The sequence below is a fragment of the Lysobacter brunescens genome (genome assembly GCF_042677005.1).
In the GTDB taxonomy this organism is placed as follows: domain Bacteria; phylum Pseudomonadota; class Gammaproteobacteria; order Xanthomonadales; family Xanthomonadaceae; genus Lysobacter_I; species Lysobacter_I brunescens.
On record NZ_JBHTIF010000001.1, the window covers coordinates 619581 to 634246 of the forward strand.

A 14666-nucleotide genomic window follows, 5' to 3' on the forward strand; every position below is an offset into this window, starting at 1 on the left:
TGCACCCGGGGTCAGCGTGACGTTGCCGCCCACGCCCACCGTCACCGCACCGCCGTTCAGCGTGTCGTTGCCCAGCACGCTCGGCAGGTTGCCGCCCGGGCCGCCGTTCACCGGCGTGCCCGTGTAGTCGTCGTCCACCGCGTCGATCGGCAGCGCCGTGACCGGAATCGCCGGCACGGTCGAGCTGTTGTTGCCCGGGTTCGGATCGGTGGTGCCGCCCGGCACGGCGACGGTCGCCGTGTTGGCCGCGATCGTGCTGGGCGTGGTGACCGGTGCTGTGCCGGTCACCACGATGGTGATCGAGTTGCCGCCACCGGCCGCGATGTCGACCGTGGTGGCGACATTGCCGGCGCCGCTCGCCGTACCGCAGCTGGCGCTGCCGGTCGCGGTGCACGTCCAGGTCGCGCCCGTGAGCTGCGCTGGCAGGGTATCGGCCACGCTGGCGCCGACCAGGTTCGACGGACCGGCATTGGTCACGACGATCTGGTACGACACCGTGCCGCCGGCCTGGACCGGCGTCGCGGTCAGCAGGGTCTTGGCGATCGCGGCATCGGCGCTCGGCGCGCTGGGCGTGTTCGACGTGGAGCTGTTGTTGCCCGGCGTCGGGTCGGCGGTGGTCGAAGCCACCGTGGCCGTGTTGCTCAGGCTGCCGGTGAAGTTCGCAGCCAGCGTGCCGGTGATCGTGAAGGTGCGCGTGGCGCCATTGGCGACCGTACCGAAGGCGCAGTTCACGTCCTGGCCGGTCACGGTGCACGACGCACCGTCAGCGCCACCGACGCTCAGGCCGGTGACCGAGACCGAGACCGTGTCGGCCGTGGTCACGGCGGCAGCATCGGACGGACCGTTGTTGGTCACCGTCACGGTCCACGTCACCGTCTGGCCCGGCACGGCCGGATTCGGCGTGCCCTGGGTCTTGACGATGGACAGGTCGGCGCTGGCGTTGACCGGCGTCGGACCTGCGGTGCTGGTGCAGCGCACATCGGCCGGGCAGGTCGGATCGCCACCGCCACTCACGCTGGCGGTATTGGTCACGCTCGGGGCCGCTGCTGCGGTCGGCGTCACCGGGATCACGAACGAGGTGCTGCCACCGGCCGCGAGGCCGGCCGGCACGGTGCAGGTCACCGTCTGGCCGGCGGCGGTGCAGCCTGCCGGCAGCGTGCCGATCGTCAGACCGGCCGGAATCGTGTCGGTGATCGTCGACACAGCGGTCGTCGCGGCCGTGCCGGTGTTCGACAACTGCAGCGTGTAGCTCGCCGGGACACCCACGGTCCACGGCGAAGCCGAGGCCGTCTTCGTCAGCGTCAGCTGCACGACCGTGAGCGTGTTCGACGTCGTGGCCGAGCAGCGCGCTGCCGCCGGACAGGTCGGATCGCCGCCACCGGACACCGTCTGCGTATTCACGATAGGCGATGCAGCCGAGGCCGTCGGCGTCACCGTGATCAGGAAGCCCGCGAAATTGCCAGCGGCGAGGCCGGCGGGCACCGTGCAGGTGACGGTCTGGCCGGCGACGGTGCAGCCCGCATCGACGGCATCGATCGTGACACCCGCAGCGATCGTGTCGCTCAGCGTCACGGGGGCGGTCGTCGCTGCAGTGCCAGTGTTGTTGACGCGGATGAGGTACTGATACTGCTGGCCGGCGATGAAGGTCGGCGCACTGGAGACCTTGCCTGCGGTCAGCTGCGGCGCATTGATCGGGGTCGGGCCGGCGGTGCTGGTGCAGCGTGCATCGGCCGGGCAGGTCGGATCGCCGCCGCCGCTCACGGTCGCCGTGTTCGTTACGCTCGCGCCGGCCGCCAGGGTCGGCGTCACCGGGATCACGAACGAAGTGCTGCCACCGGCTGCGAGGCCGGCCGGCACGGTGCAGGTCACCGTCTGACCGGCGGCGGTGCAGCCCGCCGGCAGCGTGCCGATCGTCAGACCGGTCGGAATCGTATCGGTGATCGTCGACACCGCCGTCGTCGCCGCGGTGCCGGTGTTCGACAGCTGCAGCGTGTAGCTCGCCGGGACACCCACGGTCCACGGCGAAGCCGAGGCCGTCTTGGTCAGCGTCAGCTGCGGCGCATTCACCGGCGTCGGGCCGGCGGTGCTGGTGCAGCGCGCATCAGCCGGGCAGGTCGGATCGCCACCGCCACTCACGGTGGCCGTGTTCGTCACGCTCGTACCGGCCGCCAAGGTCGGCGTCACCGGGATCACGAACGAAGTGCTGCCACCAGCCGCCAGGCCGGCGGCCACGGTGCAGGTCACCGTCTGGCCGGCGGCGGTGCAGCCCGCCGGCAGCGTGCCGATCGTCAGACCGGTCGGAATGGTGTCGGTGATCGTCGACACCGCCGTCGTCGCAGCGGTGCCGGTGTTCGACAGTTGCAGCGTGTACGACGCCGGCACACCGACGGTCCACGGCGAAGCCGAAGCGGTCTTGCTCAGGGTCAGCTGCGGCGCGTTGATCGGCGTCGGGCCGGCGGTGCTGGTGCAGCGCGCATCGGCCGGACAGGTCGGATCGCCACCGCCACTCACGGTGGCCGTGTTCGTCACGCTCGTACCGGCCGTAAGGGTCGGCGTCACCGGGATCACGAACGAGGTGCTGCCGCCGGCTGCGAGGCCGGCCGGCACGGTGCAGGTCACCGTCTGACCGGCGGTGGTGCAGCCCGCCGGCAGCGTGCCGATCGTCAGACCGGTCGGAATGGTGTCGGTGATCGTCGACACCGCCGTCGTCGCAGCAGTGCCGGTGTTCGACAACTGCAGCGTGTAGCTCGCCGGCACACCGACGGTCCACGGCGAAGCACTCGCGGTCTTGCTCAGCGTCAGCTGCGGCGCATTCACCGGCGTCGGGCCGGCGGTGCTGGTGCAGCGTGCATCGGCCGGACAGGTCGGATCGCCACCGCCGGACACACTCGCCGTGTTCGTCACGCTCGCGCCAGCCGCCAAGGTCGGCGTCACCGGGATCACGAACGAGGCACTGCCGCCGGCCGCCAGGCCGGCCGGCACGGTGCAGGTCACGGTCTGGCCGGCGGCAGTGCAGCCCGCCGGCAGCGTGCCGATCGTCAGACCGGTCGGAATCGTGTCGGTGATCGTCGACACCGCCGTCGTCGCTGCGGTGCCGGTATTGCTCAGCTGCAGCGTGTACGACGCCTGCACACCGACGGTCCACGGCGAAGCCGAAGCGGTCTTGCTCAGCGTCAGCTGCGGCGCATTCACCGGCGTCGGGCCGGCGGTGCTGGTGCAGCGTGCATCGGCCGGACAGGTCGGATCGCCACCGCCGGACACACTCGCCGTGTTCGTCACGCTCGCGCCAGCCGCCAGGGTCGGCGTCACCGGGATCACGAACGAAGTGCTACCACCGGCCGCCAGGCCGGCGGCCACGGTGCAGGTGACGATCTGGCCGGCCGCAGTGCAGCCCGCCGGCAGGGTGCCGATCGTCAGACCGGTCGGAATGGTGTCGGTGATCGTCGCGACGGCGGTGGTCGCGGCGTTACCGGTGTTGCTCAGCTGCAGCGTGTAGCTCGCCGGCACGCCGACGGTCCACGGCGAAGCGCTCGCGGTCTTGCTCAGCGTCAGCTGCGGCGCATTCACCGCAGTCGTCACGCTGCTGGTGCAGCGCGCGTCGGCCGGGCAGGTCGCGTCACCGCCACCGGTTGCGATTGCGGTGTTGGTCACGCTGTTGCCGGCCGCCAGGGTCGGCGTCACCGGGATCACGAACGAGGCGCTGCCGCCCGCAGCCAATCCGGCCGGCACGTTGCACGACACCGCCTGGCCGCTGGCGAGACACGCCGCAGGCAGCGTGCCGATCGTCAGACCGGTCGGAATGGTGTCCAGCACCGTGACATTGGCCGTGGTCGCGGCCGTGCCGGTATTGCTCACCGTCAGCGTGTAAGACGCCGGCACGCCCACCGTGAACGAAGCGGCCGAGGCCGTCTTGGTCATCGTCAGCTGCGGCGCATTGATCGTCGTCGGACCCACCGAGCTGGTGCAGCGTGCTTCCGCACCGCAACCCGGGTCACCGCCACCGCTGACGGTCGCGGTGTTCGTCACGCTGGTGCCGGCAGCCAGGGTCGGGGTCACCGGGATCACGAACGAGGCACTGCCGCTCACGGCCAGGCCGGCGGCGATGGTGCAGGTGACGGTCTGGCCGGCGGCGGTGCAGCCTGCCGGCAGCGTGCCGATGGTCAGGCCCGTCGGGATCGTGTCGGTGATGGTCGCGGTCGCCGTGGTGGCGACGCCACCCGTGTTGGTGACCTGCAGCGTGTAGCTCGCCGGCACGCCGACCGTCCACGGGCTGGCGCTCGCGGTCTTGGTCATCGTCAGGAACGGCGGCGGCGGCGGGGTGTTCACGCACGCAGCGTTGTCGGTGGCGGCGCCACCTTCCTGCCCGCCGGGCAGAGACACCGCGTTGTACAGGCCGCTGCCCGGGGTGGGCACGCCGGCGCACACGGTCACCGCCGTGTTCGCGGCATAGGTATAGGTGATCGTGAGGTTGTAGGTATGGGTGACGCCTGCGGCGATCGTCGTGCCCGCCGGGGCCAGGGCGTAGGCGCCGCCGGTGGCCGAGGAACCGCCCGCAGGCGCGCCCGCACCGCTGGTGGTCCAGGTGGCACCGGAGATATTGATGTTGGCCGGGAAGACCGGCGCATCGCTCAGCGGACCGTAGGTGCCGGAAGCGGCACCCGAATTGGTCACGGTGACGGTATAGGTCACGGTGTAGATGCCGGCCACGGACGGACCCGTGGCGACGCCAGCCGTCTTGGCGGCATTGAGGTTCGGCCGGTCCACTGCGGAGGTGACGCTGCCGGTGCAGCGCGCATCCGCCGGGCAGGTGGCGTCGCCGCCGCCGCTGGCCGTCGCGGTGTTGGTGACGCTGGCGGCTGCGGCCGCAGTCGGCGTCACCGGGATGATCACGTTGGTCGATGCAGCCGCTGCGAGCGGCACGGTGAACGTGCAGGTCACCGTCTGGCCGGCAGCCGTACAGGCGGCCGGCAGCGTGCCGATCGTGAGGCCCGCCGGGATGGTATCGGTGACCGTGATGTTGCCGGAGGTCGTTGCGGTTCCGGTGTTGGTGACCGTGAGCGTGTAGCTCGCCGGCACGCCGACGGTGAACGAGGCCGCGCTCGCGGTCTTGGTCATCGTCAGCTGCGGACGGTTGACCGTGGTGCCGACGGTGGAGGTGTTGTTGCCTGCGCAGGTGACCGGCGCGCCGGAGCAGTCCGGATCGGTCACACCGGTGGGCGGAACGATGGTCGCGGTGTTGGAGATGCTGGCGGCTGCGGACGCAGTGACGCTGCAGGTGATGGTCAGGGTGGCGCTGCCGCCGCTGGCGATGGCGGCGTTGGTCCAGGTGCCGGTGCCGGTGGCGCCGGGCGCGATCGTGCCGACATTGAAGGTGCCGGTGGACGGGGTGTAGCTGCAGCCGCTCAGGCCGGCGGGCAGGGATTCGACCAGGGAGAAGGTGTCGGAGGCGAGGATGGCGCTCGGGCCGCCATTGCTCACGGTGAGCGTGTAGGTCAGGGTCTGACCGACGACGACCGGATTCGGGCTGGCCGTCTTGACGAGACTGAGGTTGGTGGTGCGGGTGATGGTGTCGCTGTCCGTCGCGGTGTTGTTCGCCGCGTTCGGATCGGTGACCGTGGCGGGCGTCGTGACCGAGGCGGTATTGACCGCGCTCTGGGCCAGGACGGCCGGACTCGCGACGAACGCGGCGGCACCGAAGACGAAGGCTGCGCCGATGCAACGACGCGCGCGGTCGACGAAACAGGTCAGATTCGCAAGCACTGAAACTCCCCCAGGCCGTGCCGCCCCGAATGCGACACCGACCGAATCCCGGATCGAAGCTCCCGGCAAATACCGGAAGCGCAATGGTTGTGTTTCCCCGTTCCCGGACCGCGGACCGGTTACCGCCACTTCGAAACCCGGATGCCCGTCCCTCGGACATCCGACTCACGTACACAATCAGATAGCGCCGCCTGCCCTCGCGGGCACAGCGACTGTGACTGCCATTGCAAATTCCGTGCCAAGCGTCACCGTTGTCGATCGCGAAACCTGTATGTCCCTGATTGGGCTGGCGATCCGGCGTGTACGAAGTCCAGCCCTTTGGCCATGACCTGTCTGCGCCCAGCGTCACATTTTAGCCGTTTGTGGGCAACGGATTCGACTGCTTTCCTGTGACAGTCGACCATATAACCTCCGGGAATGACCTGTTCGTCCCCGCCAGGACAAGCGCGGATTTCGTGACAAGCGCCTGCCCCTGCTAGAATTTTCGCTCTAGCCCCACTTTTCCGCGCAAGCGTTGGCCCTCTCCCGGGCCACACGCGCCGTCGGGCTGCGCGAATCGCCTTCAGGACCCCCCCGCCATGGCCAGTTCCACCGACCTCCGCTCGCCGGCAGCCGGCACGCCCGCCGTCGATCGCGACTACACCCTGGACCACAAGTTCACCCGGACCGAAGGCCGCATCTACCTCTCGGGCGTGCAGGCGCTGGTTCGCCTGCCGATCATGCAGCGCCTGCGCGACCAGGCCGCCGGCCTGAACACCGCCGGCTTCGTCAGTGGCTATCGCGGCAGCCCGCTGGGCGGCTTCGACCTGGAACTGTGGAAAGCCAAGAAGCACCTCGGCAGTGCCGGCGTGAAGTTCACCCCCGGCCTCAACGAGGACCTGGGCGCGACGATGGTCTGGGGCACCCAGCAGACCAACCTGTTCCCGGGCGCGAAGGTCGATGGCGTGTTCGGCATGTGGTACGGCAAGGGCCCGGGCGTGGACCGCTGCGGCGACGTGTTCAAGCACGCCAACGCCGCCGGCACCTCGAAGTTCGGCGGCGTGCTGGCGCTGGCCGCCGACGACCACGCCTGCCGCAGTTCCACCCTGCCCCACGGCAGCGAAGGCGAATTCCAGTCCGCGCTCATGCCGGTGCTCAACCCGGCCGGCGTGCAGGACATCCTCGACATGGGCCTCATTGGTTTTGCCATGTCGCGCTACACTGGCCGCTGGGTCGGCTTCAAGACGATCGCGGAAACCGTGGAATCGTCGGCATCGGTCGACGTGAATCCGCTGGCGCTGGACATCCTCACGCCGGACGACTTCGAGATGCCGCTCGGCGGCCTCAACATCCGCTGGCCGGATCCGCCGCTCGACCAGGAAATGCGCCTGCATCGCTATGCGGTGAAGGCCGCGCAGGCATTCGCGCGCGCAAACCGCATCGACCGCGTGGTGATCGATTCGCCGAACGCGCGCCTGGGCATCGTCACCACCGGCAAGAGCTATCTCGACGTGCTGCAGGCCCTGGAATACCTCGGCCTCGATGCGCGCGCCTGCGCCGACCTCGGCATCCGCGTCTACAAGGTCGGCATGACCTGGCCGCTGGAACCGATGGGCATCCGCGCCTTCGCGCGCGGCCTGCAGGACATCCTCGTCGTCGAGGAGAAACTCAGCTTCATCGAAAGCCAGATGAAGGAGCTGTTCTACAACTTCGACGGCGACCGTCCTTCGATCGTCGGCAAGTTCGACGAGAGCGGCGACTGGATCCTGCCCTCGACCGGCGAACTGACGCCGGCACGCATCGCGATGGTCATCGCGCGCCGCATCCAGAAGTTCCACGACAGCGAACAGATCCGCGACGTGCTGGCGTGGATCGAGCAGAAGGAAGGCGAGCTCGCCCTGCCCCGCGCCAGCTTCCCGCGCGTGCCGCATTACTGCAGCGGCTGCCCGCACAACACCTCGACCAAGGTGCCGGAAGGGTCGCGCGCGCTCGGCGGCATCGGCTGCCACTACATGGTCACGTGGATGGACCGCAGCACCGACACCTTCACCCATATGGGCGGCGAAGGCGTCACGTGGTGCGGGCAGTCGGCATTCACCGAGACCGAGCACGTCTTCCAGAATCTCGGCGATGGCACCTACTTCCACTCCGGCTCGCTGGCGATCCGCCAGTCGATCGCCGCCGGCGTGAACATCACCTACAAGATCCTCTACAACGACGCGGTCGCGATGACCGGCGGCCAGCCGGTCGACGGCACGCTGACCGTGCCGCAGATCGCGCAGCAGATGCGCGCCGAGGGCGTATACACGATCTACGTCGTCAGCGACGACATCACCAAGTGGACGCGCCAGCGCCACCTGTTCCCGTCGGACATCGAGTACTACGACCGCCGCGACCTGGACGAAGTGCAGAAGAAGCTGCGCAAGGCCAAGGGCGTGAGCGTGATGATCTACGACCAGACCTGCGCGACCGAGAAACGCCGCCGCCGCAAGCGCGGCAAGCTGCCGGATCCGCAGAAGCGCGTGGCGATCAACTCGCTGGTCTGCGAAGGCTGCGGCGACTGCGGCGTGAAGAGCTTCTGCGTGTCGGTGCTGCCGAAGGAAACCGAATTCGGCCGCAAACGCGAGATCGACCAGAGCAACTGCAACAAGGACTACAGCTGCGTCGAAGGCTTCTGCCCTAGCTTCGTCACCGTGCACGGCGGCCAGCTGAAGAAGGGCAAGAAGGCCAACGCAGCGGACCGACTGAACGACCTGCCGATGCCGAGCTTCGCCAGCGGCCTCGACAAGCCCTGGAACATCCTCATCACCGGCGTCGGCGGCACCGGCGTGGTGACGATCGGCGCGCTGCTCGGCATGGCCGGCCATCTCGAAGGCAAGGGCGCGACCGTGCTCGACCAGACCGGCCTGGCACAGAAGGGCGGCGCGGTCACCACGCACATCCGCATCGCGAAGGCGCCTGACGACATCCACGCCGTGCGCATCGCCGCCGGGGAGGCCGACCTGGTGCTCGGCTGCGACATGGTCGTCGTCAACGATTACTGGGCGCTGTCGAAGATCCGCGAAGGCCGCAGTCGCGTCGTGCTCAACAGCTACGAAGCGATGCCCGGCACCTTCACCACACGTCCGGACATGCAGTTCCCGGCGGCCGACATCGTGTCCGCCGTGCGCACCGCGCTGGGCGGCAAGGACCCGGACCTCGTCGACGCCACCCAGCTCGCCACCGCGCTGATGGGTGACGCGATCGCGGCGAATCTCTTCATGCTCGGCTATGCCTGGCAGCAGGGCCTGGTGCCGATCTCGTTCGACGCGATCATGCGCGCGGTCGAGCTCAACGGCGCCGCCGTGCAGATGAACAAGACCGCGTTCGCCTGGGGCCGCCTCGCCGCGATCGACCTGCCGGCCGTGGTCGAGGCCGCTGGCGTCGTGCGCAACGCGCCGACCGCCGCCGAAGCCACGCCGCATGCGCTGCCGCTGCTCGCGCCCACCGCGTCGGAAGGCCATGAATCGGGCCTGATGCCGCAGAACGCCGACCTGCGCAGCGCCGACGAACTGCGTCATGTGCCGGCCAACGGCAGCGGCGACATCTTCCAGCCGCTCGATGATGCACGCCTGTCGCGTTCACTCGACGAGATCATCGCCCGCCGCGTCGCATTCCTCACCGATTACCAGGATGCGGCGTACGCGAAGCGCTACGCCGACCTCGTCGGCAAGGTGCGCAGCGCCGAGCAGGCGAAGGTGCCGGGCTCGACCGACCTGTCCGAAGCGGTCGCGCGCTACGCCTTCAAGCTGATGGCGTACAAGGACGAGTACGAAGTCGCGCGCCTGTACACCAGCGGCGAGTTCAGGCGCCGGATCGAGCAGCAGTTCGAAGGCGACTTCAAGGTCCACTTCCACCTTGCGCCGCCGCTGCTGGCGAAGAAGAACGCGCAGGGTCAGCTGATGAAGCGCGAATACGGCCCGTGGGTGTTCACCGCGTTCAGGTTCCTGGCGAAGCTGCGCGGCCTGCGCGGCGGCACCTTCGACATCTTCGGCTACACCGAGGAGCGGAAGATGGAGCGCAAGCTGATCGCCGACTACTTCGCCACCGTCGATACGCTGCTCGGCAAGCTCGGCAGCGACAACCTCGCGCTCGCCGCCGAGATCGCCGCGATTCCCGAACATATCCGCGGCTACGGCCACGTCAAGGAAGCGCACCTGCACAAGGCCAAGGCGCGCGAGGCGGAGCTGCTGAAGAAGTACGCCGGCTGATCCTCGATCCACCAGAGCTGAAAGCGAAGGCCCCGGTCATGCCGGGGCCTTCGCGTTTCCGCAGACAGCGTTCGATGCTCAGCTGCGATAGAACCGATCCAGCGCCTGCTCGGCTTCGCCACGCTCGTGCTGGCTGGCCATCGCGCGGGTGGCGGCGCGGTAGCGTTCGATCAGCGCGGGATCGTTCGGCATGACACGCGCCAGCGCTTCGAGCACCTCGCCGCGCTCGAAATCGCTCGCCATCTTCGCGACGCTGTCGATCACGGCACCACTGCGCGCGGCATCGGGCGCACCCGCGCCGATGAGGGCGATCAGCGCCTCGCGGCGTTCGAAATCGCTGGCCATCGCGTCGACGGCGGCGAAGTAATCGGCGTCGGAACGCATCGCGGTCGATTTCACCGCCGACACGAGCACCGCACGCGCCTCGAAGTCGCTGGCCATGCCGTGCATCGAGCCCAGCGCCAGCGCGACAGCAGCCGTACGCGGCTGGCCGTGTTCGATCAATGCCTGCAGCGCGCGGCGACGCTCGAAGTCGCTGCCGGAGCCGATCAGGGCAGTACGCCACGCCGCGGCGTTGTCGCCATCGACCGGAAGTTTCTCCGCAGCGGCGCTGAGCCACTCGGCGCGCTCGAAGTCCGAGGCGATGCCGTTCGCTGCCGCCAGCAGGGCAGCCTGGTTGGCCGGCGCGATCCGCGCCTGGTCCAGGAGGGCGAGCATGGCCCGACGCTTCTCGTGATCCGAGTCGATCTTCGTCGCGACCGCAATGACGGCGGCCATGTCCGCATCGCCCAGGGCAACCGCGCCGGAGAGCTTCGCGAGGTACGTCGCGCGGCCGTAGTCGGTGCGGATCAGCGCGATTTCGCCCAGCACGCGCGGCACGCCGCCGTTCGCGAGCAGGCGCTGGATGCGCGCCTCGGCATCGATGCCGGTCAGGCGATGGATCTCGGGGATGGCGGTCGCCAGCCACGCTTTCGCGTCGGCATCGAAGGCATGCGCGGCGCCGTTCACGCGATAGTCGCGCTTCAGGCCGTTCGCGGCGGGAGCGACGGTCAGCTCACGCGTGATGTCGCCACGACGCTGCAGCAGCGTGAAGCTCGCATCCGGCGCCATGCGCGCGATGTCGTCTTCGCGCGCGGTGAAGTCGACATCGCCGTCCATCCGCAGCCGGAAGCGCTCGCCGGCTTCCGGCAGGTCCGATCGCACCGTGTAGGTGTCGCCGTCGCGACGTATGGTGACCGACAGGTCGTGGTTGCCGAAAGCGGGCAACGGGCCGGGCCGGGCGATGACCAGCACGCCGGGCAGCGCGATCAATGCGAGCAGGGCGAGGCCTGCGGCGGTCCAGCGCCAGCGCGCCGGGATCGATGACATCTTCATGTGCGGGGTCTCCAGGAGGTCCTTGACGCGCGACACGATGCCGGCGTCGTGTTCGGCCATCGCCAACGCCCATCCGGCGCTGCGTGGTGCGTGTGTCGATGCGGCAGCGCGGGCGAGGCATTCCGCCAGGCACTCGGCAAGCGGACGACCGCCACCGCTGCGTTCGGCAGCGGCGCGATCGCATAGGGTTTCGGCCAGCGATTCGAGGCGGCGCATCGCCAGCCACGCCAGCGGGTGGAAGAACAGCGGCACACAGGCCAGGCGCTGCAGCGGACGCCACAACGGATCGCGCCTGCGCAGGTGCGCCAGTTCGTGCGCGAGCATCGCGCGCCGCTGGCGCGCATCCAGCCCCTCCACCCAGGGCGGCAGCAGGATCGCGCCGGGCAGGACCAGTGGGCTCGCCAGCCCCGGCAGGATACACATCACCGGTTCGCGCACGGTCATCTCGCGGGCCAGCGTGCGCAGCGCGTCGTGCATCTCCGCGCCGGGCGTCTCGCCTTCGTGCACCAGGCGCTCGCGCAGGCGCAGCACGCCGCGCGATTGCCGGAGGACACGAAGCGAGAAGATCGCGGCGCCCAGGGCCCACAACAGCAGCAAGGCCACGATCAGCGCATCCGGCACGCGGACCGCGAACGGCGCTGCAGCGACGGGCATGGGCGCGGCTTCGGTCGTGGCGCGCAACGCAGGCAACGCCTGAGGGACTTCGACATTCGCCGGCGCGGGCACGACAGGCCGTTCGATCGATGCGGCCGAAGGCAGGGTTTGGGATGCGCGTACGGCCGCGATCGTCTCCTGCCTCTGCGCTGCGGTGATCTCCGGTGTCGCGCGCGGCACGGCCTCGACCGTCACCGATACGAAGGCCCCGAACAACGCCACGCGCCAGGCCCATTCCGCCCAGGTGGGCTCCTTGAGCCAGCCCAGGCGTTCGATCGCCCAGACCGCCAGCAGCAGCACGGTGGCATGGACGAGGAAGGTCAGGCCGAGCCCCGCGATCGTCGCGAGCGCGTCGCCGGATCCGGACCAGACGGAGGAGATGAGATTCATGGCTCGCGCCTCCCTGCCTCGTCGCGCTCGAGCAGCGCGCGGACCTGCTCCAGATCGCCGCCGGCGACCTCGCGCTCGCTGACCAGATGGGCCAGCAGCGCCTTGGGATCGCCGCGAAACACCTGCGCGATCAGGCTGGAGACCATGCTGCGCCGGACCTGGTCCTCGCTGATGCAGGGTCGGTAAACCAGCATGCGGCCGTCGCGCCGTGACGCCACCACGCCGCGCTTCTCCAGCCGCGTCAGCAGCGTCGCCACCGTGGTATGGGCCAGGTCGCGGTCCGCCAGCGCCGTCGTGACGTCCGCCACGCTCAGCTCCCCCGCCCGCCACAGCACCCGCATCAGGTCCAGCTGCAGGTCACTCAATACGATGTCTTCGGCCATGCCGGCACCTCTTCTACATCTGTCGTACTACAGTTGTAGAGCTTGGTGGCCACGGCGTCAACCGGGCCGGAAGTCATGTCGAACTGGAAGCCGGAAAGTGGCCCGCCCCCAAGCGCGCAGTCCGTGGAAGGTAGACTATCGCCAATAGATCAATGTTTCGAAGCTCGTGTCTGGGTTGCACTCCAGCAGATCGTGGCGTTCTGGCGCATAGATTTCATAGCAAGGCCGCGAGCAAAGGAAAATGCGGCCTGTTGCGGAATGCATGGCTAGTCACGTCCGCAGAGAGCGGTCGTCTTCACCGATTAAACATAATTGAAATAAATTAAATCAAGCACCTGATGATCCCAGGCAACACTCGTCCACTTTTTATAGAACGTTGGCAGGAAGCTAATGCTTAATAAATTATCGATTCTCTTACTATTCTCAATACTGTGTGCAGCAGGGAACGCTTTTGCCCAGACATGCAAAGTCTATGATGACTATATTGCGATGCATTACACCGGCGGATGCGTAAATGGAATCGCCAATGGATACGGGACAGCGAAAGGCAATAACGATTACGTCGGCAATTTTCAGAACGGGCTTCCTCACGGGAATGGAACGTATATATGGACGAAGCGCTTGATTTTTGGCGCTGGGCGGGGAAGAAAAGGCGACCGTTTCGAGGGAATATTTTACGAGGGGCAGCCCAAAGAAGGGGTCTATACTTTTTCTAATGGCGACCGTTATGAAGGAACCTTCAATATTCGACCGAGCGGGCGACTCAATCTAAGCGAAAATATTTTCGGAGAAGTTCGTAATCGAATGCAGATAGGGAGGTTTACCCCCGCAACTACTAGCCAAAACAAAGGGAAAGATTATTATTTTGGAGAGTTTAATCCGCCAAACGCTTCGGTACAGCGTCAGGTCGTAGCCCTTAGCGGTTTTTGGGAGGTTGGCGGCACGGAGGGCTCTGACTACTACAATAGATTTTCTTTGCGGACTGTAGGCGCACGAAATGAGAACGGAGCATATATTGTTCGTGGCTATTTTGAGAACGATGTGTTGAAGCGGGAATGCAAGAACAAGATCGCCTGCACAGCGCATGAGTGGCTTCCCGACGAAAGGACTGGCTGCACCGTACGGAACTACCATGCGTATTCGATACTAGCTGCGCCACAACCGTTGCAGAACGTTACTTGGTCTGGGGCATGTAAGGATGGAAAAGCTGAAGGGCAAGGTGTAGTCCAGTTCTACTGGGACGGAGAGCCCACCGAAAAATTCGATGGAATCCTTTCCGGTGGAATAATTCAACAAGGCAAGTTTTACTTCAAGAACGGTACAGTCATCAGGGAAGGGCGCTTCGTCAACGATTTCTTGCATGGCCCAGGAACCATTACGCTGGAGAACGGAGAAGTCATTTCTGCTACGTTTGTGTATGGATCACGTGAAGGGTTCGTAACAAAAGTCGACCGCTCCGGAAAAATAGTAGAAAGCGGAATCTACAAAAACGGCAAGTTCATTTTGTCGTGCCCAAGCCCTACCGCTTGCAGCAAACTTCTTGCGCAACAGCGCGCAAGTGAAAGTCAACGTAATCACAATGACCCGCCCGCAACAAGAGGCGGCAGTTCAAGCACGCAGCGGATTTTCAATTGTTCATTCTTGTGTAGAGGCTCGCTGTTTGCGACAGGGGGACGTCACTCAATCACCGTGACCGCCCCAGACGAAAGCAGCGCCCGTGACTCCGCTAAAGGCGAAGCTGAAAAGATTTGTAAGGCCGAGGGGCGACAACGCGACGGTGCTTGGTGGGCGGATATGTCTATTTGTGATCAAAAATAGCCACTAGCATGATCACGTTTCGGATCACGACGAAGTGTCGTTACTAGCTACGAGTCAA

5 protein-coding genes are annotated in these 14666 nt (G+C 66.9%); 2 read left to right on the plus strand and 3 right to left on the minus strand.

Annotation, left to right across the window (positions count from 1 at the left end; translation table 11 throughout):
• A partial coding sequence (locus ACFQ0E_RS02630) for a hypothetical protein (protein ID WP_386822145.1) occupies positions 1-5760 on the minus strand: 5760 nt, incomplete at its 3' end.
• Positions 5761-6338: 578 nt separating this feature from the next.
• Between ACFQ0E_RS02630 and ACFQ0E_RS02635 the strand changes: the two genes are divergently transcribed.
• A complete protein-coding gene (locus ACFQ0E_RS02635) occupies positions 6339-9989 on the plus strand; it encodes an indolepyruvate ferredoxin oxidoreductase family protein (protein WP_386822146.1) in 3651 nt (1216 codons plus the stop codon).
• A 78-nt stretch (positions 9990-10067) separates the two neighbouring features.
• Here ACFQ0E_RS02635 and ACFQ0E_RS02640 read toward each other — a convergent pair whose 3' ends face one another.
• Entirely contained in the window at positions 10068-12407 is a 2340-nt protein-coding gene (locus ACFQ0E_RS02640) for a M56 family metallopeptidase (protein ID WP_386822147.1), read from the minus strand.
• The gene (locus ACFQ0E_RS02645) at positions 12404-12790 is read right to left on the minus strand and encodes a BlaI/MecI/CopY family transcriptional regulator (RefSeq protein WP_386822148.1); all 387 of its coding nucleotides are present in this window, start codon (positions 12788-12790) and stop codon (positions 12404-12406) included. Before ACFQ0E_RS02645 ends, ACFQ0E_RS02640 begins: the two co-directional genes overlap by 4 nt.
• Before the next feature lie 390 nt (positions 12791-13180).
• On the opposite strand from ACFQ0E_RS02645, the gene ACFQ0E_RS02650 reads away from it, so the two are divergent.
• Positions 13181-14608, plus strand: a complete 1428-nt coding sequence (locus tag ACFQ0E_RS02650; protein WP_386822149.1) for a hypothetical protein — start codon at positions 13181-13183, stop codon at positions 14606-14608.
• The last annotated feature ends 58 nt before the right edge of the window (positions 14609-14666 follow it).